General features: G+C 72.0%; 20 protein-coding genes. 9 read left to right on the top strand and 11 right to left on the bottom strand.

Annotation, left to right across the window (positions count from 1 at the left end):
- Window positions 1-10: 10 nt before the first annotated feature.
- From AB0J87_RS39900 to AB0J87_RS39890, 3 genes are all read left to right on the top strand, one after another.
- Complete coding sequence (locus tag AB0J87_RS39900; protein ID WP_363974582.1) at window positions 11-1411, top strand: tetratricopeptide repeat protein; 1401 nt, start codon at window positions 11-13, stop codon at window positions 1409-1411.
- A 71-nt stretch (window positions 1412-1482) separates the two neighbouring features.
- Window positions 1483-2310 carry a PIG-L family deacetylase gene (locus AB0J87_RS39895; RefSeq protein WP_363974579.1) on the top strand — a complete coding sequence of 276 codons (828 nt, stop codon included), beginning with the start codon at window positions 1483-1485 and terminating at the stop codon, window positions 2308-2310.
- 25 nt (window positions 2311-2335) lie between these two features.
- Window positions 2336-3040 (top strand): crotonase/enoyl-CoA hydratase family protein, encoded by a 705-nt coding sequence (locus tag AB0J87_RS39890; RefSeq protein WP_363974576.1) that lies wholly within the window; start codon window positions 2336-2338, stop codon window positions 3038-3040.
- A gap of 110 nt (window positions 3041-3150) precedes the next feature.
- Here the strand turns inward: AB0J87_RS39890 and AB0J87_RS39885 are convergent, their stop codons facing one another.
- Entirely contained in the window at window positions 3151-3729 is a 579-nt protein-coding gene (locus tag AB0J87_RS39885; protein WP_363974573.1) for a TIGR03086 family metal-binding protein, read from the bottom strand.
- A gap of 123 nt (window positions 3730-3852) precedes the next feature.
- On the opposite strand from AB0J87_RS39885, the gene AB0J87_RS39880 reads away from it, so the two are divergent.
- Window positions 3853-4431 (top strand): TetR/AcrR family transcriptional regulator, encoded by a 579-nt coding sequence (locus tag AB0J87_RS39880; protein ID WP_363974570.1) that lies wholly within the window; start codon window positions 3853-3855, stop codon window positions 4429-4431.
- 368 nt (window positions 4432-4799) lie between these two features.
- On the opposite strand, the gene AB0J87_RS39875 is transcribed toward AB0J87_RS39880, so the two are convergent.
- Complete coding sequence (locus AB0J87_RS39875; protein WP_363974567.1) at window positions 4800-5666, bottom strand: alpha/beta fold hydrolase; 867 nt, start codon at window positions 5664-5666, stop codon at window positions 4800-4802.
- 152 nt (window positions 5667-5818) lie between these two features.
- Window positions 5819-7744, bottom strand: coding sequence for a hypothetical protein (locus AB0J87_RS39870; RefSeq protein WP_363974564.1), 1926 nt, complete (start codon window positions 7742-7744; stop codon window positions 5819-5821).
- Window positions 7745-7818: 74 nt separating this feature from the next.
- Between AB0J87_RS39870 and AB0J87_RS39865 the strand changes: the two genes are divergently transcribed.
- Window positions 7819-8280: an Rrf2 family transcriptional regulator gene (locus AB0J87_RS39865; protein ID WP_363974561.1), complete on the top strand. Its 462-nt coding sequence runs from the start codon at window positions 7819-7821 to the stop codon at window positions 8278-8280.
- 44 nt (window positions 8281-8324) lie between these two features.
- On the top strand, window positions 8325-9491 hold the full coding sequence (locus AB0J87_RS39860; protein ID WP_363974557.1) for a globin domain-containing protein: 1167 nt from the start codon (window positions 8325-8327) through the stop codon (window positions 9489-9491).
- Between the two features lie 21 nt (window positions 9492-9512).
- Here the strand turns inward: AB0J87_RS39860 and AB0J87_RS39855 are convergent, their stop codons facing one another.
- Genes AB0J87_RS39855 through AB0J87_RS39840 form a run of 4 tightly spaced genes read right to left on the bottom strand, consistent with a single transcriptional unit; the run spans window position 9513 to window position 12587 of the window.
- The gene (locus tag AB0J87_RS39855) at window positions 9513-10310 is read right to left on the bottom strand and encodes an ABC-2 family transporter protein (protein WP_363974554.1); all 798 of its coding nucleotides are present in this window, start codon (window positions 10308-10310) and stop codon (window positions 9513-9515) included.
- Window positions 10303-11058 (bottom strand): ABC-2 family transporter protein, encoded by a 756-nt coding sequence (locus AB0J87_RS39850; protein WP_363974551.1) that lies wholly within the window; start codon window positions 11056-11058, stop codon window positions 10303-10305. The genes AB0J87_RS39855 and AB0J87_RS39850 overlap by 8 nt, the downstream gene beginning before the upstream one ends.
- Window positions 11055-11993 carry an ATP-binding cassette domain-containing protein gene (locus AB0J87_RS39845; RefSeq protein WP_363974548.1) on the bottom strand — a complete coding sequence of 313 codons (939 nt, stop codon included), beginning with the start codon at window positions 11991-11993 and terminating at the stop codon, window positions 11055-11057. Before AB0J87_RS39845 ends, AB0J87_RS39850 begins: the two co-directional genes overlap by 4 nt.
- 51 nt (window positions 11994-12044) lie before the next feature.
- Entirely contained in the window at window positions 12045-12587 is a 543-nt protein-coding gene (locus AB0J87_RS39840; protein WP_363974546.1) for a hypothetical protein, read from the bottom strand.
- 173 nt (window positions 12588-12760) lie between these two features.
- On the opposite strand from AB0J87_RS39840, the gene AB0J87_RS39835 reads away from it, so the two are divergent.
- Window positions 12761-13954, top strand: a complete 1194-nt coding sequence (locus AB0J87_RS39835) for an aminotransferase class I/II-fold pyridoxal phosphate-dependent enzyme (RefSeq protein ID WP_363974543.1) — start codon at window positions 12761-12763, stop codon at window positions 13952-13954.
- 18 nt (window positions 13955-13972) lie between these two features.
- Window positions 13973-14107 (top strand): hypothetical protein, encoded by a 135-nt coding sequence (locus AB0J87_RS39830; protein WP_363974540.1) that lies wholly within the window; start codon window positions 13973-13975, stop codon window positions 14105-14107.
- Between the two features lie 59 nt (window positions 14108-14166).
- Here AB0J87_RS39830 and AB0J87_RS39825 read toward each other — a convergent pair whose 3' ends face one another.
- From AB0J87_RS39825 to AB0J87_RS39810, 4 genes are all read right to left on the bottom strand, one after another.
- Window positions 14167-14850, bottom strand: a complete 684-nt coding sequence (locus AB0J87_RS39825; protein WP_363974538.1) for an amidohydrolase family protein — start codon at window positions 14848-14850, stop codon at window positions 14167-14169.
- Between the two features lie 141 nt (window positions 14851-14991).
- The gene (locus tag AB0J87_RS39820; protein ID WP_363974535.1) at window positions 14992-16461 is read right to left on the bottom strand and encodes an SLC13 family permease; all 1470 of its coding nucleotides are present in this window, start codon (window positions 16459-16461) and stop codon (window positions 14992-14994) included.
- A gap of 25 nt (window positions 16462-16486) precedes the next feature.
- On the bottom strand, window positions 16487-19270 hold the full coding sequence (locus tag AB0J87_RS39815) for an FAD-linked oxidase C-terminal domain-containing protein (RefSeq protein ID WP_363974532.1): 2784 nt from the start codon (window positions 19268-19270) through the stop codon (window positions 16487-16489).
- Entirely contained in the window at window positions 19267-20409 is a 1143-nt protein-coding gene (locus AB0J87_RS39810) for an aminotransferase class V-fold PLP-dependent enzyme (protein WP_363974529.1), read from the bottom strand. Before AB0J87_RS39810 ends, AB0J87_RS39815 begins: the two co-directional genes overlap by 4 nt.
- Before the next feature lie 89 nt (window positions 20410-20498).
- Here AB0J87_RS39810 and AB0J87_RS39805 point away from each other — a divergent pair, with 89 nt between their 5' ends.
- A complete protein-coding gene (locus AB0J87_RS39805) occupies window positions 20499-21209 on the top strand; it encodes an IclR family transcriptional regulator (RefSeq protein WP_363974526.1) in 711 nt (236 codons plus the stop codon).
- Window positions 21210-21240 lie beyond the last annotated feature (31 nt).

The raw sequence follows: 21240 nt of genomic DNA, 5'->3' as shown, positions 1-21240 counted from the left end.
CATTGGTCCGGTGAGGAACGACCAGCACGGCCTGGCGATGACCGGGGCCGGCGCCGCCGCGGCGCGGCACTACGACCGCGCGATCGACGAACTGCTACACCTGCGGGTGGAGGTCGCCACCGAGACCAAGGCGGCGCTGGCCGAGTCGCCCGGCTTCCCGATGGGCAACGTCCTGAGCGCGTACCTCGGGCTGCTCACCACCGAGGTCGATGACGCGCGGAAGGCGCGGGCGCGGTTCGGGGCGTTCCGGGACAGGATCGACGAGTCGTCGCTGCTGCCCCGCGAGCGCGCCCACGTGGCGGCCGTGCAGGCGCTGCTCGACGGCGACTGGCTGACGTGCGGGCGGCTGCTCGGCGAGATCACCGTGGAGCACCCGCGCGACGCCCTGGCGCTGGCGGCCGGGCACCAGGTCGACTTCTTCACCGGCGACGCGCGCTCGCTGCGCGACCGGATCGGCGGGGCCCTGAACGCCTGGCGGGAGGACGACCCGCACTTCGGCCACGTGCTGGGGATGTACGCCTTCGGCCTGGAGGAGGCGGGGCACTACGACCGGTCGGAGGAGGCCGGGCTGCGGGCGGTCGAGCTGAACGCGCGCGACGTGTGGGGCATTCACGCGGTCGTGCACACGTACGAGATGCAGGGGCGGTTCGGGGAGGGGCTGCGTTACTTCGACGCGCGGGTCCCGGACTGGTCCACCGGAACGTTCTTCAACATCCACAACTGGTGGCACTACTGCCTTTTCGCGCTGGAGTCCGGTGACGAGGCGCGGGCGCTGGCGATCTACGACTCGGTGCTCGCGGGCGGGGAGACCTGCATGGAGCTGCTGGACGCCGCCGCCCTGCTCTGGCGGCTCCACCTGGAGGGCTCCGAGCAGCACGAGCGCTGGCGCGCTCTGGCCGACGCGTGGCCGGTCAGGGTGGCCGAGCCGTTCTACGCCTTCAACGACATGCACGCGGTCATGTCGTACGTGGGCGCCGGGCGGATCGGGGAGGCGGAGAAGCTGATCGCGACGCGCGAGGCGTACGTGCTGGAGCCGCGTCCGGGCGTCACCAACCGGGACATGACGCTCAGGGTGGGCCTGCCGGTGTGCCGCTCGCTGGTGGCCTTCGGACGGGGCGACTACGACGCGGTCGTGGACCTGCTCCATCCGATCAGGCACCGGGTGAACGAGTTCGGCGGCAGCCACGCGCAGCGGGACGCCGTGCAGAAGACCCTGCTGGAGGCGGCCCTGCGGGCGGGGCGGCGGGATGTCGCGCGGGTGCTGGTGAGCGAGCGCGTCAACGTCCGGCCGTGCAGCCCGTACAACTGGCTCAAGCAGGCCGCCCTCGCCGATGAACTGGGCGAACGGGGCGCCGCCGCGGCAGCCCGCCTGCGCGCCGGCGAGCTGGCCCGCAACGGCGGCCGGTCCTAGCCGGGGAGCCGGCCACGGCGGCCGGCTCCTGGCCGGGGAACTGTCGGAGCCGGCGGGTAGTGTTTGCCGCCATGGAACGCCAACTCACCCTGATGGTCGTACACGCACACCCCGACGACGAGTGCCTCAGCACCGGCGGCATCTTGGCACGCTACTCCGACGAGGGCATCCGCACGGTCCTGGTCACCTGCACCAACGGTGAGCAGGGTGACGGCCAGGGCGGCGTGAAGCCGGGCGAGGACGGCCACGACGACGCGGCGGTGGCCGAGCAGCGGCTGGCCGAGCTGCGCGAGTCGGTGTCCCACCTGGGCATCGACCACCTGGAGCTGCTCGGCTACCGTGACTCCGGCATGGAGGGCTGGGACGCCAACGCCCACCCCGACGCGTTCGCCAACGTGCCGGTCGAGACGGCCGCCGCCAAGCTGGCCGCGTTGATGGAGCACTACCGGCCCCAGGTAGTGGTGACCTATGACGAGACCGGCGGTGGCGGCTACGGCCATCCCGACCACGTCCAGGCCCACCGCGTCACGGTGGCGGCCGTCGAGCAGACCGGCATTCCCGACAAGTTCTACTACACGGCCATGCCTCGGTCCGGCATCAAGCAGATGTTCGAGATGATGCGGGCCAACGGGGTCGATCTCGGCGACTTCCGGCCGTCCGACGACTTCGGCACCCCCGACGAGCGGGTCACCAGCGTCGTCGACATCGCGCCGTTCGTCGAGCGCAAGCTCAAGGCGCTCAGGGCGCACGAGAGCCAGGGCGAGAACATCTTCCTGCTCCGCATGCCCGAGGAGGTGCAGCAGCAGGCGTTCTCGCACGAGGCGTTCGAGCGGAAGCTGTGCAAGGTGGACGCGCCCGATCACGAGGAGGACCTGTTCGCAGGACTGCGTGACGGCTAGCCTCCAGAACATTATTCTGATCCTTATGGGCACCCTCGTCAGCTATCAACTCAAGGACTCCGTCGCCACCATCACCATGGACGACGGCAAAGTGAACGCGGTCTCGGTCCAGATGCTGACCGAGCTCGGCGCCGCCCTCGACCGGGCGGCCGCCGACTCGGCGGTCGTGCTGCTGGAGGGCCGGGAGGGGGTCTTCTCGGCCGGCTTCGACCTGAAGGTGCTCGCGGCGGGCGGCGACGGGGCGCTGGCGATGGTGCGGGGCGGGTTCGAGCTGGCGGAGCGGCTGCTGTCGTTCCCGACGCCGGTGGTGGCCGCCTGCACGGGGCACGCGGTGGCGATGGGTGCGTTCCTGCTGCTGTCGGCCGACTACCGGGTGGGCGCGGCCGGGCCGTACCGGCTGGCGGCCAACGAGGTGGCGCTGGGCATCACGATGCCGTACGCGGCGGTCGAGATCCTCCGGCAGCGGCTCACGCCCGCGTGCTTCACGCGGGCGGTGCTGCTGGCCGAGACGTTCTCGCCCGACGACGGCGTGGCGGCCGGGTTCCTGGACCGGGTGGTGGAGCCGGCCCGGGTGTCCGACGTGGCCCGCGAGACGGCCGAGGCGCTGACCGGCCTGAACATGAGGGCGCACGCGGCTACGAAGGCGCGGGCGCGGCGGCGGACGCTGGAGGCGATGCGGGCCGGGATCGCCGAGGAACTGGGCCCGGGGGCGAGCTGGCCGCCGGCGTAACGGGACGCCTGTGGCCGGGGGGACCCTCCCGCCCATGCGTGATCCTTTGCCTGGAGCGGGGCGCTCCGGTCTGCGGGCCCTTTGTCGGCGCGGGTGGGCCAGTGGGGTGATCAGCGCGCGGCCTCGGACGTGACGGCGCGGCCGAGGAAGGCGAGGAGCCGCTGGTGGGCGGTGGCGTCGGCCGGGGCGGGCAGTTCGGGGCCGAACATGCCGGGCCGGCGGAAGGCGTCGAAGTCCATGCCCCGCATGACCGCCAGCAGTTCCTCGCAGGAGCGCTGGTCGACGAGGTGCTCCTGGCGGGTGGCGAGTGCCAGGTCGACGCCGTGGACGAGCACCTCGGTGAGGTGGATGAGCGCCGCCATCGGCCCGGGTACGGTGCCGAACCCCAGGCGCACGCTCGTCTCCAGGACCCCGGGCCGGTGCCAGGCCGCGCGGTCGAGGTCGGCCGCGACGGCGAAGGCGCCCTGCGGATCGGTGCCCAGCCAGTCGGACTCGTGATCGGCCCCAGCCTCGGTCCCGGTGAGCTCGGCGGCGAAGATCCGCATGCCGCCCACCAGGTGGTTGAGCTCGGTGCGTACGTCCCACTCCGGGCACGGCGTCACGGCTCCGAGCCGATCGGGCCCGATTCCCCTGACGATGGCGGCCGTCATGTCGATGGCCCGGTCGATCTGCTCGATGACGCTGCTCATGTCGTTCTCCAGGGGATGCGGGGACGTACCGTCGCGCTCTAAAGCAGGCTGCGACTGCGTTAAAGCGCAATCTAGAGCCGCAGAAGCCGCAAACGCAAGTCGTAACTGCGTTAAGGTGGCGGCATGGAGGAAGAGCGACAGGCGGCCCGCCGGCCCGGTGGTCGCAGCGCCCGCGTCCGGGCAGCGGTGCACCAGGCCGTCACCGACCTCATCGCCGAACGCGGCTACGGGAACTTCACGGTCGGCGAGGTCGCGGCCCGCGCCAGCGTGGCCGACACCAGCGTCTACCGCCGCTGGGGCAACCTCGAGGCCCTGCTCATGGACGTGGCGATCACCTGGCTGACCACGCAGTCGCCGATCCCCGACACCGGCAGCCTGGCGGGCGACCTGCGCGCCTACGCCGCCAACGTGGCCCGCGACGTCACCGGCCCCGACGGGCCGGCGGTGCTGCGCCTGGTCATCGCCCTGTCCACGGCGGGACAGGACGGCCTGCGGGCGCGCGACGCGTTCCTCGCCGAACGTTCCCGCCAACTCCAGGTCATGCTCGACCGGGCCCGCGACCGGGGCGAGCACCCGCCGGACGTCCTGGACGTCCTCGACCACATCCTGGCCCCGATGTACATCCGGATCCTGTTCGGAGCGGGCCCGCTCACCCCCGACTACGCCGGCACGCTGGTCGACCGCCTCCTGTCCCACAAGTGACCACGGTCGGATGCGCCGACGCCGAGGGCATGAGCGCCGGGCCGGCCGGATCGCTGCGCGCCTGGCGGGAGCACCTGAGGGACGCCGCCGGGCACACTGACCCGGATCCCGCTCCGGAGCCGGGTCGTACGATCGGCTCATGCCGCATGGCCGGGAACGGGAGTGCGGGCTCGTCGCGCGGCTGCTGGACGACGCGCGGGCGCGCCGCAGCGGGGCGCCGGTCATTCGCGGTGAGGGGGGATCGGCAAGTCGGCACTGCTCGACTTCGCCGCCGCGCAGGCGTCCGACCTGCGGGTGTTGCGGGGCGGCGGGGTGGAGTCGGAGGCGGAGCTCCCGTATGCAGCGGTGCACCAGCTGCCGCATCCGGTTCACGGGGTGGGAGGCGTCGGTGGGGTTGAGGTCAGGAAGGACACCAGCTCCTTCGCGACCCGCTCCGGCGCGTCGCGGGGCAGCCAGTGGCCGGCATCGGGGACCAGGGCGAAGCGGGCGTCCGGGATGAGGGCCGCCGCCGCGCGTACGTCATCGGGCGGGACCAGCGTGTCCTTCTCCCCGCACAGCAGCAGCGCCGGGCAGGCCAGGTGGGTCAGCTCGTCGCCGAAGCAGGTACGCGGGCCGTTCCAGCGCACCTCGTCCCGCTGGAACGCCGACCACGCGACACCGGCGTCCGGACCGGACAACGCCGCTCGTACCTCGGCCAGAAGGTCGGCCGTCACCGCGTCCCGGCGGTGGAGCACCGCCCGGAGGCCGGCGCGGAGGAGCCGGTCGCTGCGTCGCATGAGCGCGTTGGACGCGGCCGGCGCGTACGGGGCGTGCACGGCGAGGTAGCCGGCCCGGCCGCCGGCCACGGACGGGCTCACCCCGTACGGCGCGCAGAGCGCCAGCTTGGCGACCCGGTCCGGCTGGTCGAGCGCCACCCGCAGGGCGATCCCCCCGCCGAGGGACAGCCCGGCGATGGCGACCGGGCCGGTGGTGCACGTGTCGAGGAACTCCCGGAGCCAGGCCGCGTACCCGATCAGGGTGGGCTCGGTCGTCCCCAGCGGGGTGCCGCCGAAACCGGGCAGGTCGGGTGCGGTCACCCGGGCGTGCGCGGCGAGCGCCGTCCAGACCGGCTCCCAGGTGAGGCGGGCGCTGTCCAGCCCGCCGCCGTGCAGGAGCACCAGTTCGGGGCCGTCGCCCGCTCTGTAGGCCCGGACGAGCGAACCGGACACCGTGCACACCATCTCGTCATGCCGCATCGGGCAATCCTGCCCGGGACGCCGCCGGCTCGCATCCGCGACTTCACCGGTCCGGCATCGGCGGGCCCCCGCCGGGCAGGCGTCCGCGCGCGAACCGCACCAGGGCACGTAGCGGTGGGCGCGGCCGGCTCACGGGGCCTGCCTGCCGTTCTTCAGGCCCGGCGAAGGAGCGCGGACGCCGCCTCGACGCTCGCGACGACGTCGAGCCGGCCCCAGCGGGCCGGCCAGGAGAAGCGGCGGTCGACGGTCCAGGCCAGGACGGCGTCGAGGTCGCCCGGGGAGTTCAGGCGGTCCTCGTCGGCGATCACCAGGGCCGCGGCAGGGCCGACGGCGGGGTCGGCGATGGCGCACCACGAGGAGTCCGCCAGGGGAAAGGCGTCCGACCGGAACATCCCGTGCAAGGTCGCGTAATCGTCGTCGAGCGGACTCCGTTCGCTGTCGAAGTAACGGCCGAACACGAAGTCGCCCAGCACGGCACCCGTGAAGGCGCCGACGAAGCGGAGCGTCTGCGCGCCGATCAGCGCGAGCACCCCGTCCGCGCCCCACAGCACCGCCTCCGTCCCGTCCGGCGCCTCGATCGACCCGACCCGGGTCGGTTCGTCGCCCAGCGACCACACCTCCACCCGCCCGTCCGCGGTCAGGCAGGCGCCGAAGTCCCCGGCGCTCTCCCAGGCCCAGGGGCGCTCCTGACCGTCGTAGAAGTACCGGCCGACGCGCCTCGTGGTGGCGATGGGCAGGTGGTACTGGTGGCGGCCGTGCGCGTCGTGAACGTCGACACCGCCGCTATCCTCCACCACGACCGCCAGCCGGGCCTCGGCCCCGCGCATGCCCCAGTGCAGCGACCCTTCGGCCTGGGCCACGGGGTCGCCCACCGGCCGCCCGGTGTCGGCGTCGAAGACGGTCAGCCGGCGCGGGCGGCCCGGCGTCAGCGCGGCGGCGTACCGGTCGTCCGGGCTCCACGCGACCGGGCCGGCGGTCAGCGCCAGCCAGCGCATCCGCCCGCCCGGGAGATCGACCACGGCGGCCCACGTGTCGTTGTCCCCGAGCAGCCGCCCGCCGTCGCGGGACCAGCGCACCCGGCGGAAGGAGAAGTAGTCGTCCTTGAGCCGCTCCTTCGCCTCCTCCGGCAGCGGTTCGGTCAGCATGGCCGGCTCGGGGCCCGTGTTGTGGTGGCGGTAGTCGTTGTAGAAGACCTTGCCCTCGTCCAGCGCCGCGACGCAGCCCATCATCTCGTGCTCGCTGCTCATCGAGACGTAGGCGCGGCGGCCGTCGGGGGCCAGGGTGAAGATCGCCGCGGCGTCGTACCCGTCCGTCACGTCCGCGCTCCCGTACGGATTGGTACGCGCGCCGAACGGGTCCCACACTCCGACGTTGTTCGTGCAGAACGCCAGCGCGACCCGGGTGCCGTCCGCCGACCACTGCACGGTGTCGCGGCGGCCGGGCCAGCCGACGCCGTACATGATGTCGATGGTGTTGACGAGGCGCCCCGTGGCCATCTCCCACACCTGCAGCGGACCGGTGCCGTCGTAGTTGTCCTTCGTCAGGCCCCGGCCCGTGGCGAGGTGGCGGCCGCACGGGCTGAGCGCGTAGTCCTGAAAGCCGCCCCCGAACATGGTGTACGGGTGCCGCAGCCGCGCCCCCCGCTCGCGCAGGCGCTCGGTGGCCAGCAGATGCGCGCCGGTGACGCTGTGCCGCTCTTCCATCCCGGCCAGCAGGTCACGCAGCGGGAGCAGGTCCCGCTCCGGCTCGAACGCCGACCAGTCGGCCTCCTCCAGCAGTTCGAGCAGGGCCGCGGGATCGTCCCGCACCGCTTCCAGGTCGGGGAACTCCCCGGACCCCGTACGCGGGGCCGGCGCCAGCAGTTCCGTCACCGGCAACACCGGCACGCCCAGCCGCTCCGCCGCACGGACGTGCTCGTTCGGGTAACCGCCGTCGTACCCGTCGAACACGACGTCCACCGAACGCGACACCTCGTCCACGACGTTGGCCCCGGCCGCCTCGAGCCGCGCCTTCAGCTTCGCGACGGACTCGGTACGGAAGCTGCCCGCCACGACGGCGGTTCTGCCTCGAAGATCCATAGCTGGCGAGGATAGACGAAGTCGAAGCCGAGCAGGCTGCCGTACCACTGCGGGACAGCGCCTACCGTGGGTGCATGCGCCTGACCGCCTTCACCGACATCTCCCTGCGCATCGTGATGCGGCTGGCCGTGGCGGATCGGGACGACCTGCTGACCACGCGGGCCGCCGCCGACCTGCTCGCCGTCCCTTACACCCACGCCGCCAAGGCCGTCGCGAGGCTGAGCGAGCTGGGTGTGGTGGAGGCCAGGCGCGGGCGGGGCGGCGGGTTGCAGCTCACCGCGGCCGGGCGCGAGGCGACGGTCGGGGGCCTGGTTCGCGCCCTCGAATCCGCGGGTGACGTGGTGGGGTGCGAGGACGACCCGCCGTGCCCGTTGCGGGCGGCCTGCCGGCTGCGGTCCGCGCTGCGCCAGGCCCAGGAGGCCTTCTACGCCTCGCTCGACACGATCACCGTCGCGTCCCTGGTGGACGCGCCGACCGGGCCGCTTTTGCTGTCGTTGACGCCCCCCGGAAAGGGGACCGACCCCGCCGTTGCATAATATGAATCCCAGATACCAATTTATGGTCCTTTCTGGGAGGTCTCATGCTGTCCGCTGAGAGCGCGGCGATCGTCGGCGAAACCCTGCCCGTCGTGAAGGCGCGGCTCGAGACGATCACGGCCAGGTTCTACGAGTCCATGTTCGCCGACCGCCCCGAACTGCTCGACGGGCTGTTCAACCGCGGCAACCAGCGCAACGGCGAGCAGCGGCAGGCCCTGGCGGGCGCCTTCGCGGCGTTCGCGGCCGCGCTGGTCGCGAACCCGGACGAGCGCCCCGACGCGCTGCTGGCGCGCATCGCGCACAAGCACGCGGCGGTGGGGGTGACCGACGACCAGTACGTGATCGTCCAGAAGTACCTGTTCGGCGCGATCGCCGAGGTGCTCGGCGACGCCGTCACGCCCGCGGTCGCGGCGGCCTGGGACGAGGTGTACTGGCTGATGGCCGGCGCGCTCATCGCCATCGAGGCCCGCCTGTACGCCGACGCGGGTGCCCGGCACGGTGACACCTGGCGGCAGTGGCAGGTGGTCGAGCGGCGCGAGGAGACCGCGGACGCCATGTCGCTGGTGCTGCGGCCGGCCGGCGACGCACCGGCCCCGCCCGCCCGGCCCGGCCAGTACGTCAGCGTACGGGTACGGATGCCTGACGGCGTCCGCCAGCTCCGCCAGTACACGCTCTCGGGGAACGGCGCGGACGGCCTGCGCCGCATCACGGTCAAGCGGGTCGGCGACGGCGAGGTGTCGAGCCTCCTGCACGCCACCGCCAAGGAGGGGGACGAACTGACCCTGTCCGCGCCGTTCGGCGACGTGGCGCTCGACGGCGGCCAAGCCCCGCTCGTGCTCGTCTCGGCGGGCATCGGCTGCACCCCGATCACCGCGATGCTGGAGCACCTGGCGCTCACCGGCGACACCCGCCGGGTCCTGGTGCTGCACGCCGACCGCTCCCCGGCCGCCCATGCCCTGCGCTCGGACATGGAACGCCTGGCCGACGCCCTGCCCGGCGGGGAGCGGATCTTCTGGTACGAGGAAGGCCACCCCCGTACCGGGAGGATGTCCCTGGACGAGGTGGACATCCCGGCGGGCGCGGTCGTCTACATGTGCGGGCCTGTGCCGTTCATGCGGACGGCACGCGGCGAGCTCATCACGGCCGGGGTCGCCCCGCGCGACATCCACTACGAGGTGTTCGGCCCGGACCTGTGGCTCGGCGCGGCCTGAAAGCGGCTCTCGGGGCGGAGCTCAATGGCCGACGCTCTGGTAGTGGTCGAGCTGGCGCCGCCACATGAGGTAGGCCAGCACGATCAGGATCGCTCCCACCAGCGGGGCGGCCAGCGCCCAGGGGTTGCCGAGCTTGCCCAGTACGACGCTCGCCGGCACGTACGCCACGAACGCGACCGGCAGCACGAACGTGAGCAGCCACTCCACCACGCCGCCGAAGATCCTCATCGGGTACGAGCCGAACTTGCTGAAGACGTCGTCCACGAAGACCCGCAGCGCGAAGGTGTCGATCATGCGCAGCGACAGGGAGCAGAGCGCGAGGAAGAAGGCGGCCTCGATGAGGGCGCCGCCGACGATCGCCATCAGGCAGAAGGCGATCAGCCAGGCGTTCCACCGGACCTGCGCGTTCTGGCCGGCCACGGCGAACAGCGTCAGGCCCACGAGCAGGTCGCCGAACTGGGCGATGCCCATTCGGTTGCCCATGAGCTGGACGAGGGGGTTGAGGGGGCGCAGCAGGAAGCGGTCGAACTCTCCGTTGAGGACGAGCCCCTGGATGTCGTTCACGCTCATCAGGGGGATCATGGCCAGGGCGTGGGCGGTCAGGCGCAAGCCGTACAGGAAGGCGATCTCCGCCAGGCCCCAGCCCGCCAGCGATGGGAAGGTGTGCATCACCACCCAGACGAAGGCGAACCCGGTGCCCTGCCAGATCGCGCCGCTGAGGATGCCGATCACGGTGTTCATGCGGTACTGCAGGGCGCCGCGGGCGGAGGCGCGCTGGAGCAGGACGTACAGCCGCAGGCCGCGGAGGAGCTCAGCCACCCTGGATCACCACCCTTCGGTGGGCCCTGGACCAGGTCAGTTCGAGCAGGCCCCACAGTCCGGCGATCCAGGCGACCTCAACCACCACAGGTCCTGAAATATCGGAAATGTGGCCGATGTAGATCGCGGCGGGCACGTAGCCCATGTACTTGAAGGGCAGGACCTCGGCCAGATCGCCCAGGAAGCCGGGGAAGAAGGCGAGCGGCACCATCGTCCCGGCGAAGAACTGGCTGACCAGCCGGTAGAGCAGCGAGATGGCCCCGGTCTCCATGGTCCAGAAGCCGATCAGGCTGATCAGCAGCGCCATCTGCACGGCGATCACGTACCCGAGCACCAGCGTGATCACATAGCCCGGGCCGTTGACCGGCACGGTGATCGAGCCGACCAGCAGGACCACGGGGACGACCGGGGCGAGCAGCAGCAGCCCGCCGGCGGTGTTCCCGACCTGGAAGGCGGCCATCTGCCGGAGGTAGCCGGCCGGGCGGGCCAGGTCGAAGAAGACCGTCCCGGTACGGATGCGGTGGTGGACGGTGCGGGAGACGAGCGTCTGGGTGGCGAAGGCCTGCAGGTTGACCAAGGTGAGGTAGGCCAGCAGCGCCTCCAGCGTGAGCCCGGCGGCCACGGGGCGCGAGCCGTACACGGCGGTCCAGATCATGCGCAGCAGGAACACCTGGGCGACCATCGTCACGCAGGTCATGATGATGTTGCTGCGGTAGGCGAGGGCAAGGAGGAAGCCGACGCGCGTCATCGGGTGTAGATCCCTTTGATCACGCTCTCCAGGTCGGGTTCCTCGATCGACAGGTCGCGGATGGTGTGTTCGGCGGAGATCGAGGCGATCATGCCCGGCAGGTCGTCGTGGATCTCGAAGACGTAGCGACCCTCGGCATCCCGCGGCACGCCACGCACCTCCTCCGGCCCGGACTCGAGCAGCACCACCAGTCGTCGGGGCTGGTTCACCAGCGCGTCGATGGCACCGTCGAACAGCACCCGGCCGTGGTCGATGAGGAGGATCCGCTTGCACAACGCCTCGACGTCGGCCAGATCGTGCGTGGTCAGGATGACGGTGGTGCGGCCGGCGCGGTTGGTCTCCACGATGAACTCGCGTACGGCCTCCTTGGCCACCACGTCCAGCCCGACGGTCGGCTCGTCGAGATAGAGCAGCGGAGGTTCGTACAGCACGGCCGCGGCCAGGTCGCCCCGCATCCGCTGGCCCAGGCTGAGCTGGCGCACCGGGGTGTCGAGGAACTCGTCGAGCCCGAGCAGGTCGCGCACCTTCTTCAGCGACGTCTCGAAGCGCGCGGCGGGAACGTCATAGAGCGAGCCCACCAGCCGTAACGACTCGATCAGCGGCAGGTCCCACCACAGTTGGCTGCGCTGGCCGAAGACCACGCCGACGTTGCGCGCGTTGGCCGAGCGGCTGCGCCAGGGCACCAGGCCGTTGACCCGCACGGTGCCGCTCGTCGGGGTGAGGATGCCGGTGAGGATCTTGATGGTGGTGGACTTGCCCGCGCCGTTCGGTCCGAGGTAGCCGATGACCTCGCCCTCGTCGATCGCGAAGCTGACGTCGTCGACGGCGGTCTTGTGCTCGTACTGCCGGGTGACCAGTGTGCGTAACGCCCCGAAGGGGCCGGGGAAGGTGCGTGGCCGGCGGAATACCTTGGTTAATCCCTCGACCCGGATCATGCACGAATACTTTCTTCGGGGCGCGCACGCTGCAACTTGTTTTCACGGCCCCTAGCTGGAGGTGGCCGAGACCCAGATGGTCCATCCCTGGCGGCAGGTGTCGGAGGGGAACTTGTTGTCGCAGCCCATGACGCTGAAACTGACCCGCTTGCCCGCACCGGGGTAGACCACGAGACGGCCGCGCGTACGCGGCTGGTCCTTCAGCTTCAGCTCGCCCTTCAGCCCGCCGCTGAGCGTCACCCGGTAGTAGTCGTAGTTGAAGGGCGTGCTCGGCCCCCAGCGGAAGACCAGCCCGTTCCTGCCGTTGATCCTGGCGGAGTAGGCCGCGACGATCATCTTCGGGCCCTGGTCCGGAGACCAGGCGATCTGGCCGTCGTCGAAGTTCTGCCTGCGGCCGTTGCGGTTCGGCACGCCCCGCTCCTCGTCGGTGGCGCAGCCGATGATGGCGCTCTCGCCGCCGAGCGAGCGCCAGTAGTCGCCGATCAGTCCGTACGGCTGGATCTCGCACGAACTCGCGGAGGCCGGCTGGGCGACGAAGGCCGACCCGGCCACGATCATCGCGGCGGTCGCCGTCACGCGAAATGTCTTGTTCATGCCTCGAAAGTAGGCAGGACCGGGCAAGACGGCATGAGTAGGGCCTACTCATTTGTCTGAGGTGCGCCCGACCGCCGGTGACGGCACCACGTGGACGGCGACGGCGGCGAACCGATCGAGCAGACTTTTTCGCGAGAGCCCGTACGACGCAACCGCCCGGAAGGCGAGAAGCCATGGTCGATGTGTTCGCGAAATGCCGGCTGCCCGAGACCTATCAGTTCGTGAAGGACCTCGGCGTCTATCCCTACTATCAGGCGATCGAGGAGCGGTCGGACAGGGGCGAGGTCGTGATCGACGGGCGGGTGCTCGTGCAGGCGGGCTCCAACGACTACCTCGGCCTGTCGGGCGACGAACGCGTGAAGGAGGCCGCGATCGAGGCGACGCGGCGGCTGGGCACCGGCAGCGGCGGCTCACGCCTCAGCAACGGCTCGCTCGCGCTGCACGAGGAGCTCGAAGCGCGACTGGCGGCCTTCTTGGGGCGGGCGGCGGTCATGGTGACCAGCGCGGGCTATCTGGCCAATCTCGCCCTCGGGGCGCTGATCGGGCCCCGTGACACGGTGATCGGCGACCGGCTGGTCCACGCCTGCCTGATCGACGCCGTACACCTGGGCGGAGCGCGGTTACGCCGCTACCGGCACAACGACATGGACCATCTGGAGCGGCTGCTCGACGCCTCCGACCCCGGCGCCGGGCGGCTGATCGTCACCGAGGGCATGTTCTCCACCTCCGGCAGCGTGTGCGACCTGCCGGGCATCGCCAAGCTCGCCCGCGCGTACGGCGCCCGCGTGGTCATGGACAGCGCCCACGACGTCGGCCTGCTCGGTGCGACCGGCCGAGGGGCGGCCGAACAGCACGGGCTGGAGGGCGCGGTCGATCTGCAGACCATCACCTTCTCCAAGACGCTGGGCACTCTCGGGGGCGCGGTGGCCGGCCCCGAGGAGATCATCGCTTACCTGCGGCACTACGCGCGGTCCATGGTGTTCACGGCCGCGTTGTCCCCGGCGTGCGCCGCGGCCGCGCTGGCCGCTCTGGAGATCATCGTCGCGGAGCCGGAGCGCCGTCACCGCCTGCGGACGGCGGCACGGCGGTTGAGCGGGGAACTGGCCGCGATGGGCTACGCGGTCGTCCCCTCCGATCGGCCGGTCATCGCGGTGCCGGTCGGCGACGACCTTCTGTGCTTCCAGCTGTGGCGGGAGCTGTTCGACGAAGGCGTCTTCACCACCGCCATGATCTCGCCCGGCGTCCCGCCCGGCCAGGCGCTCATCCGGGTCAGCATCACCGCCGCCCACACGGAGGCCCAGGCGGAACGCATCGCGTCGGCGTTCGCCACGGCCCAACGCCGCCTGCGGCTCGTCCGCGAGGAGTAGCGGCAGGTCGGGGGCCGCGTGCAGCCTGCGCCGCAGCTCGACGGCGCGGGGGAGCTCGTGTTCGAGCGCGGCACGGATGCGGGCGAGCGGGACGGCGCCCGCGGTGGCGGGAGTGGCGATGTGTTCGATCACGCGGAGGACCTCAGGCCGTAGACGCGCAGCGCGTTGTCCGAGCCGATCATGGTGGCCACCCGGATCGCGTCGGACTCGGTTCATTCTCCCGCCTCCACCCATCCGCGCAACGCCCTGCCGAGCCCACGCCTGAAAAGGCGGGCGCCGAGCAGATGGAGCTCGGCCGGCCCCCACGCGTCGGAGGAGAAGAGAATCTTGGCGAACGGCGCCAGCTCCAGCGACTCGGCGATCAGCGCGTCCGAGCGGCTGCCCGTGTAGTTGACCCCGAGCCCGACGTCGAAGTAGACGTGCGGGAAGACCTGCGCCAGATATCCGGCGTTGCGGTGGTACGGGTAGCAGTGCAGCAGGGTGATGTCGACGCCATGGGGCTCCACCAGCTTCAGCCAGCGCGTGAGCAGGAGCGGGTCGCATCGGTGCAGCTCGACGTCCGGGTCGCCGTAGCCGGCGTGGAGCTGCAGCGGGAGCCCGCGCTCGACCCCGGTCCACAGCCCGAAGCGGAGCAGCACGGGGTCGTCCACACGCGGGTCCGCTCCCGTCTCCGTCCGGGCCAGCCACCGGCCGGCCGCGTCGATGACCTCCTTGTCGGAGGGGAGCGCCGGGTCGAAGTCGAAGCCGTGCCGGTAGGCGACGATGCTCTTGAGCCCGACGGCCGCCGCGCTCCGCGCCGCCAGGGCGGCGCGGAACCGGTCGGGGAAGTGACGCGCGGGATCCTCGCCTTCCTGGGGCTCGACCTGCCTGAGGGATGCGCGATCGCGCCCGGCCACCGGCGCCAGGCCGACGAGCTGAACGCCGCCTGGACCGAGCGCTACCGCCAGGAGTGAGTGGCCCGCAACCCGAAGAGGCCCGCGCTCCCCGGGTTGCGGGGCTTGTCCCGACGGCGCCGGCCGGGCGCCACGAGGACGGCGTCAGCCGAGCCAGCCCGGCGCCACCAGGACGGCCCAGGCCGCCAGGGGGCCCACCACGACGATCGCCGCGCCGTACGCCAGGAGCTTGCGGTAGAAGGCGTCCCGCTCCATGCCCCTGACGTTGGCCACCAGCAGCGCCCCCGTCGTCGAGAACGGGCTGACGTCCACGATGGCCGACGACACCGACAGCGCCGCGATCATCGCGACAGGGCCCAGGGTGCCCTGGTTGAGCAGCGGCACGGCCAGCGGGACCAGCGCACCCAGGATGCCCACCGTCGAGGCGAACGCCGACACCACGCCTCCGACGTAGCAGATGAGCAGCGCGACCAGCAGCGGGATGCCGATCGCCGCCACCGCCGAGCCCACGTAGTCGACCGTGCCGATCTCCTGGAGCACGCCCACGTACGTGACGACGCCGCAGATCAGCAGCACGGTCGGCCAGGCCACCCGCTCGACGGCGCCCTTGTTCGTCCTGGGGGAGGTGAGGGACAGGACGACGGCGACGGTGACGGCGGTCAGGCCGACGTCCAGCTTGAACACCAGCACCGCCAGGCAGAGGGCGACGATGCCGGTCAGGGTCAGCGCCTGGTGCGGGGTGAGGCGCAGGCCACCGGACCCCGCGTCAGAGGCGTCGGGGACCGGTTCCGGAGCAGCGGCATCGTCGGCGGTCTCCACGGAGACGGCCGTGGCCGCGGCTGCGGGGGCGGACCCGCCGGACGACGAACCGGCGGCGGATGCGCCGGACGACGGGCCGGTAGCGGCCCCACCCGAAGGAGAGGCGGCCAAAGAGGCGGCGGGCGAGGAGGTGGCGGGCGTAGAGGCGGCGGGCGAAGGGGCGGGCGCGTCGGGGGAGACGGCGCCGCGATTGACCAGGTGACGGCCGCCGAAGATGAAGAACACGACCGCCGCCGCACCCGCGTTGAACGCGAAGCTCGACAGGAACAGCACCAGGTCGTCGACGGGCAGCTTCGCGTCCCTGGTCACCCCGTTCACGATCCCGCCCAGCACGCTGATCGGCGAGAACGCGCCCGCCTGCGTGCCGTGCGCCACCATGAGCCCGATCAGCATCGGATGGATCCGGTAGTCGGCCGCGAACCCGAAAGCGATGGGCGCCAGGATCGCCGCCACCGCCGGGGCCGGCGCGCCCACGGCCGTCAGCAGCGCCGAGATGGCGAACACCACGATCGGGATGGCGGCCAGCCGGCCGCGTACCAGGTGCACGGCGGCCCGTACGAGCCAGTCGACCGTGCCGTTGTTGGTGGCGATCGCGAACAGCAGCGTCACCCCGACCAGGATCACGAACAGGCTGCCGGGGAAGGCCCCCAGGATGTCGTCCGTGCTCATCCCGGCGGCCAGCGTGCCGACGAGGAAGGCGCCGACCAGGGCCAGCGCGCCCAGGTTCACGGGGAAGACGGTCGCGATGACGAACATGACGATGAGGGCGAGAATGGACAGGAGCTCTGCGGACACTGCGTACTCCGATCTCCCCCGAGCGTTATGGCAGGTCGACCACCTGGTGGAGGAGCTCGACCGGATGGCGGGCAGCGCGTCCCGCGCCGTGGGCGATCTGCTGGCGGCACGAGACCCCCGTGGCCGCCAGCAGGGTGTCGGGCGAGGATGCGGCGATCGCCGGGAAGAGCCGGAGGCCGCCGATCTTCATGGACAGGTCGTAGTGCTCGCTCTCGAATCCGAACGAACCGGCCATGCCGCAGCAGCCGGCGTCGATCTCGTCCACCTCCGCTCCCGGGATCCTGGACAGCAGCTCGCGCGTGGCCGCGGTGCCGACGACGGCCTTCTCGTGGCAGTGGCCGTGCAGGAGGATCCGGCGCCCGCTCAGCCCGCCGTTCAGCGGTAGCGTGCCGTCGTCGACGGCCTCCGCCAGCAGCTCGGGGATGAGCCTGGCCCGCGCCGCCACCGCCGCCACCCGGGGGTCGCCGGGGAGCAGCGCGGCGTACTCGTCCTTGAGCGTGAGCAGGCAGGACGGCTCCAGCCCGACGATCGGCGCGTCCGAGCCGGCGAGCCGGCCGACCATGGCCTCGGCCATCGCGCGGGCGCGGTCCAGCAGCCCCTTGGAGATGCTGGATCGGCCGCAGCAGCCCTCGGACTCCAGGCGTACCCGGTAGCCGGCGCGCTCCAGCAGCTCGACGGCGGCCCGCCCGATGCCGGGCTCGCTGAAGGAGGTGAAGGAGTCCGCGAGCAGGATCACCTCCCGCCGCCCGGAACGCCGCCCGGAAGACGGCGGCCGGCGGGCGAACCAGCGGAGCAGGTTGTCGCGGCGGAAGCGGGGCAGCGGCCGCCGCGTGCTCAGCCCGAGCGGCCCGCGCAGGGGGGCGGCCAGCCAGTTCGACAGGGGCGCGGTGGCCGAGCCGAGCCGGTTGAGCGTCCGGATCGCCCCGAACAGCCGCGACCGCGGCGGCACGCCGTGGGTCTCCTGGTACTGGTGCAGGAACTCGCTCTTCATCGCCGCCATGTCCACGCCCAGCGGGCACTCCGACTGGCAGGCCTTGCACTCCAGGCAGAGGTCGAGGATCCCGTGCAGCCTCTCGTCGCCGAGGGCCTGCCGGGGGTCGTCCGAGGACAGGGCCTTGACCAGGGCGTTGGCGCGGCCGCGGGTGGAGTGCTCCTCCTCGCGGGTGGCCATGTACGACGGGCACATGACGCCCGTGTCGTCCTTGCGGCAGACCCCGACGTTCATGCACCGGTCGGCGGCGGCGTGCATGCCGTCCGCGAACGACAGGGTGGTGCGCAGCGGGCGCGGCGCGGGCATCGCGGGATCGCGCAGGTGCTCCGTCATCGGGGGCGCGTCCACGATCTTGCCGGGGTTCAGCAGCCCGCGCGGGTCGAAGGCGTGCTTGATGCGCCGCATCGCCTCGTAGACCGCGTCGCCGAACAGCCGCCGGTTGAACTCGGAGCGCGCCAGCCCGTCGCCGTGCTCGCTGGAGTTGACGCCGCCGTGCCGGGCGGTCAGCTCGGCGATCTCCTCGGCGACCGCGCGCATGGTGCCGATCTCGTCGGGCGCGCGCAGGTCGACGAAGGGGCGGATGTGCAGGCAGCCGACCGAGCAGTGGCCGTAGAATCCCGCAGAAAGCCCGTGCCGGGAGAGGATCTCCGCGAACTCCTCGACGTACGGCAGCAGCCGTTCCGGCGGCACGGCCGTGTCCTCCACGAACGCCAGCGGCCTGCGGCTGCCCACGCTGGAGGCCATCAGCAGCCCGAGCCCCGCCTTGCGGACCTTGAGCACGGCCGCCTGCTGCCCGGCCGTGACGGCCCGCAGGGTGTGGTAGCCGTGGCCGTTCGCCTTCCAGGTGGCGGCGAGCTTGTCCACGCGGTCGGCCACCTCGGCGGGACTGTCGCCGAAGAACTCGACGAACAGCAGCGCCTCGGGGTCGCCGGAGAGGATGTCGCCGAGCCCGGCGTAGTCCACGCGCCGCCTGGACAGGTCGAGGATGGCCTTGTCGATGAGCTCGACCGAGGCGGCCTCGAAGGAGAGCGCGTCCGCGGTGGCGGCGATGGCGGACGGCGTGGAGGTGAAGTGGCCGACGGCGATGGCCTTGGCCCGGGGCCGGTCCACCAGCCCGACCGTGGCCTCGGTCACCACGGCCAGCGTGCCCTCGGAGCCGACGACCAGCTTGGTGAGGTCGGGCAGGTCACGGGCGGCCAGGTCCAGGCGGTAACCGCCCGAGTGCCGCCAGAAGCGCGGGAACCCGGACAGGTCCACCCCCTGCAGCGCCCCGGCCACGGCCGCGCCCAGGCGGGCGTCGGAGCGCAGGTCGGGCGTGCCGGCGTCGGCGAGCACCACCCGCAGCGACTCGACGTGGTCCACGGTGGACCCATAGAGCACGGAGTGGCTGCCCGCCGAGTTGTTGCCGATCATGCCGCCGATCGTGGCCCGGTTGCTGGTCGAGGTGTCGGGCCCGAACATCAGCCCGTGTTTGCGGGCCGCCCGGTTGAGCTGGTCCTGCACGACGCCCGGCTGCACGCGGGCGCTCCTGCCGTCGATCTCCAGGATGCGGTTCATGTGGCGGGAGAAGTCGACGATCACCGCCGCCCCGACCGTCTGCCCGGCCAGGCTGGTGCCCGCCCCGCGGGGCAGCACCGGCACCCCCAGCTCGCCGCAGGCCGCGACCAGCGCCTGGACGTCGCCGGCGTGCCGGGGGAAGGCGACGGCGAGCGGCTCGATGGCGTACATGCTGGCGTCGGAGGCGTACAGATGCCTGGTGTACGGATCGTCCCTGACGTCTCCTTCGAGCAGCCGGGACAGGGTCCGGGCCAGGGTCATGCGGCCCCCTCCAGGTACGCCAGCGCGACGCGCGTCCCGCCTTCCTTGATCGGTGCCCCGGCCGCGCCCAGCCCCATCTCGACGCCGCTCAGCGTGCCGGCCAGCGTCAGGTCGTTGAAGTGGCCGAGGTGGCCGATCCGGAAGACGCGCCCCGCGAGCCGCCCGAGCCCGGTGCCGAGCGACATGTCGTACCGATCGAGGATGAGCTTCCTGACCGCGTCGGCGTCGTGCCCGTCCGGCATCAGCACCGCGGTGAGCGAGCTCGAGTGCTCCCGCTCGTCGGCGCAGAGCACCTCGAGCCCCCACGCCCGTACGGCGCGCCGCGTCGCCTCGGCGTGCCGGTCGTGGCGGCGGAAGACCTCCGCCAGCCCTTCCTCCTCCAGCAGCATGACGAGCGCCTCGCGCAGCCCGTAGAGCAGGTTGGTCGGCGGCGTGTACGGGTAGAAGCCGCCGCGGTTGGCCGCGATGATCGGCTCCCAGTCCCAGTACGAGCGGGGCAGCCGCCCCCGGTGGGCCAGCGCCTTCGGGCTGACCGCGTTGAGGCCGATGCCGGGCGGCAGCATGAGCCCCTTCTGCGAGCAGCCGACGGTCACGTCCACGCCCCATTCGTCGTGGCGGTAGTCCATCGAGCCCAGCGACGAGATCGTGTCCACCAGCAGCAGCGGGGAGTGCCCGGTCCGGTCGACGGCCGCGCGGATCTCCGGGATCCGGCTGCGCACGCCGGTCGAGGTCTCGTTGTGCACGACCATGACGGCGGCGTGCTCGGCGGTGAGGCGGCCGGCGATCGCGTCGGGGTCGGCGCCGTGCCGCCAGTCGCCGGGCACGAGGTCGACGACCAGCCCCAGCCGGGCGGCCATCTCGCACCAGAGCGCGGAGAAGTGCCCGGTCTCGAACGCCAGCACCCTGTCCCCGGGCGAGAGCGTGTTGACCAGCGCCGCCTCCCACGCGCCCGTCCCCGACGACGGGTAGACGATCACGTGGTGGCGGGTCCGGAAGACCGCCTTCAGCCGCTCCAGGACCTCGCCGGCCAGGCGGGCGAAGGCGGGGCCGCGGTGATCGACGGTGGGCTGGGCGATGGCGCGCAGCACCCGGTCGGGAACGTTGGTCGGTCCTGGGATCTGCAGGAAATGACGCCCCACGTCTAGAACTCCTTGCGTGCCGTGTCACGGCACGGTGTGCCGTGTTGCGGTTCACTAACATTAAAATCGGTCCGCAGAGGAGTCAATGGATGCAGAACGTGATCAACGCCCTCCGGGTGCTCGAAGAGGTCGCCGCCCGCCAGCCCGCCGGAGTCGGGGAGCTGGCCCGGGTGCTCGGGCTGCCCAAGAGCACGGTGCAGCGCTCGCTGAGGACGCTGCACGAGGCCGGGTGGATCAGGCCCGCGGCGGGCGAGATCACGCGCTGGCAGGTGACGAGCAAGGCGTTCCAGGTCGGCCGCAGGACGGAGCTGGGCCTGCGGGACGCGGCGATGCCGGTCATGGAGCAGTTGCGGCAGCGCACCGGGGAGACGATCCACCTGATGGTGCCGGAGGGCGACGCGGTCGTCCTGATCGAGCGGCTGGAGACCGACAAGCCGCTGCGCATCGTGCTGCCGCTCGGCATCAGGCTCCCGCTGCACGCCTCGGCCAACGGCAAGGCCGTGCTCGCGCACAGGTCCGCCCCGCTGCCGGAGCTCGCGTCGTACACGGACACGACGATCGTCGACCCCGAGGCGCTGGGCGCCGAGCTGGCCGCGGTCCGGGCGCGGGGTTACGCGGACAACCGCGGTGAGTGGCGCTCCGACATCGCGGCCGTCGCCGCCGCCGTGCTGGGCCCGGACGGCCCGGTCGCCAGCCTCAGCATCTCCACCCCCGCCAGCCGCATGCCGGAGGAACTGCGCGGGGAGTACGGCAAGTTGGTCACCCAGGCGGCCCGCACTCTGACGGAGTCCCTGACCTGAGCGTGGCTGAACGGCAACTTGTCATCTGAGC

Source organism: Nonomuraea sp. NPDC049625, assembly GCF_040675285.1.
Lineage (GTDB): Bacteria > Actinomycetota > Actinomycetes > Streptosporangiales > Streptosporangiaceae > Nonomuraea > Nonomuraea angiospora_A.
Note: the sequence above shows the minus strand (reverse complement) of the source record. Positions and strands in the feature narration are given on the sequence as shown.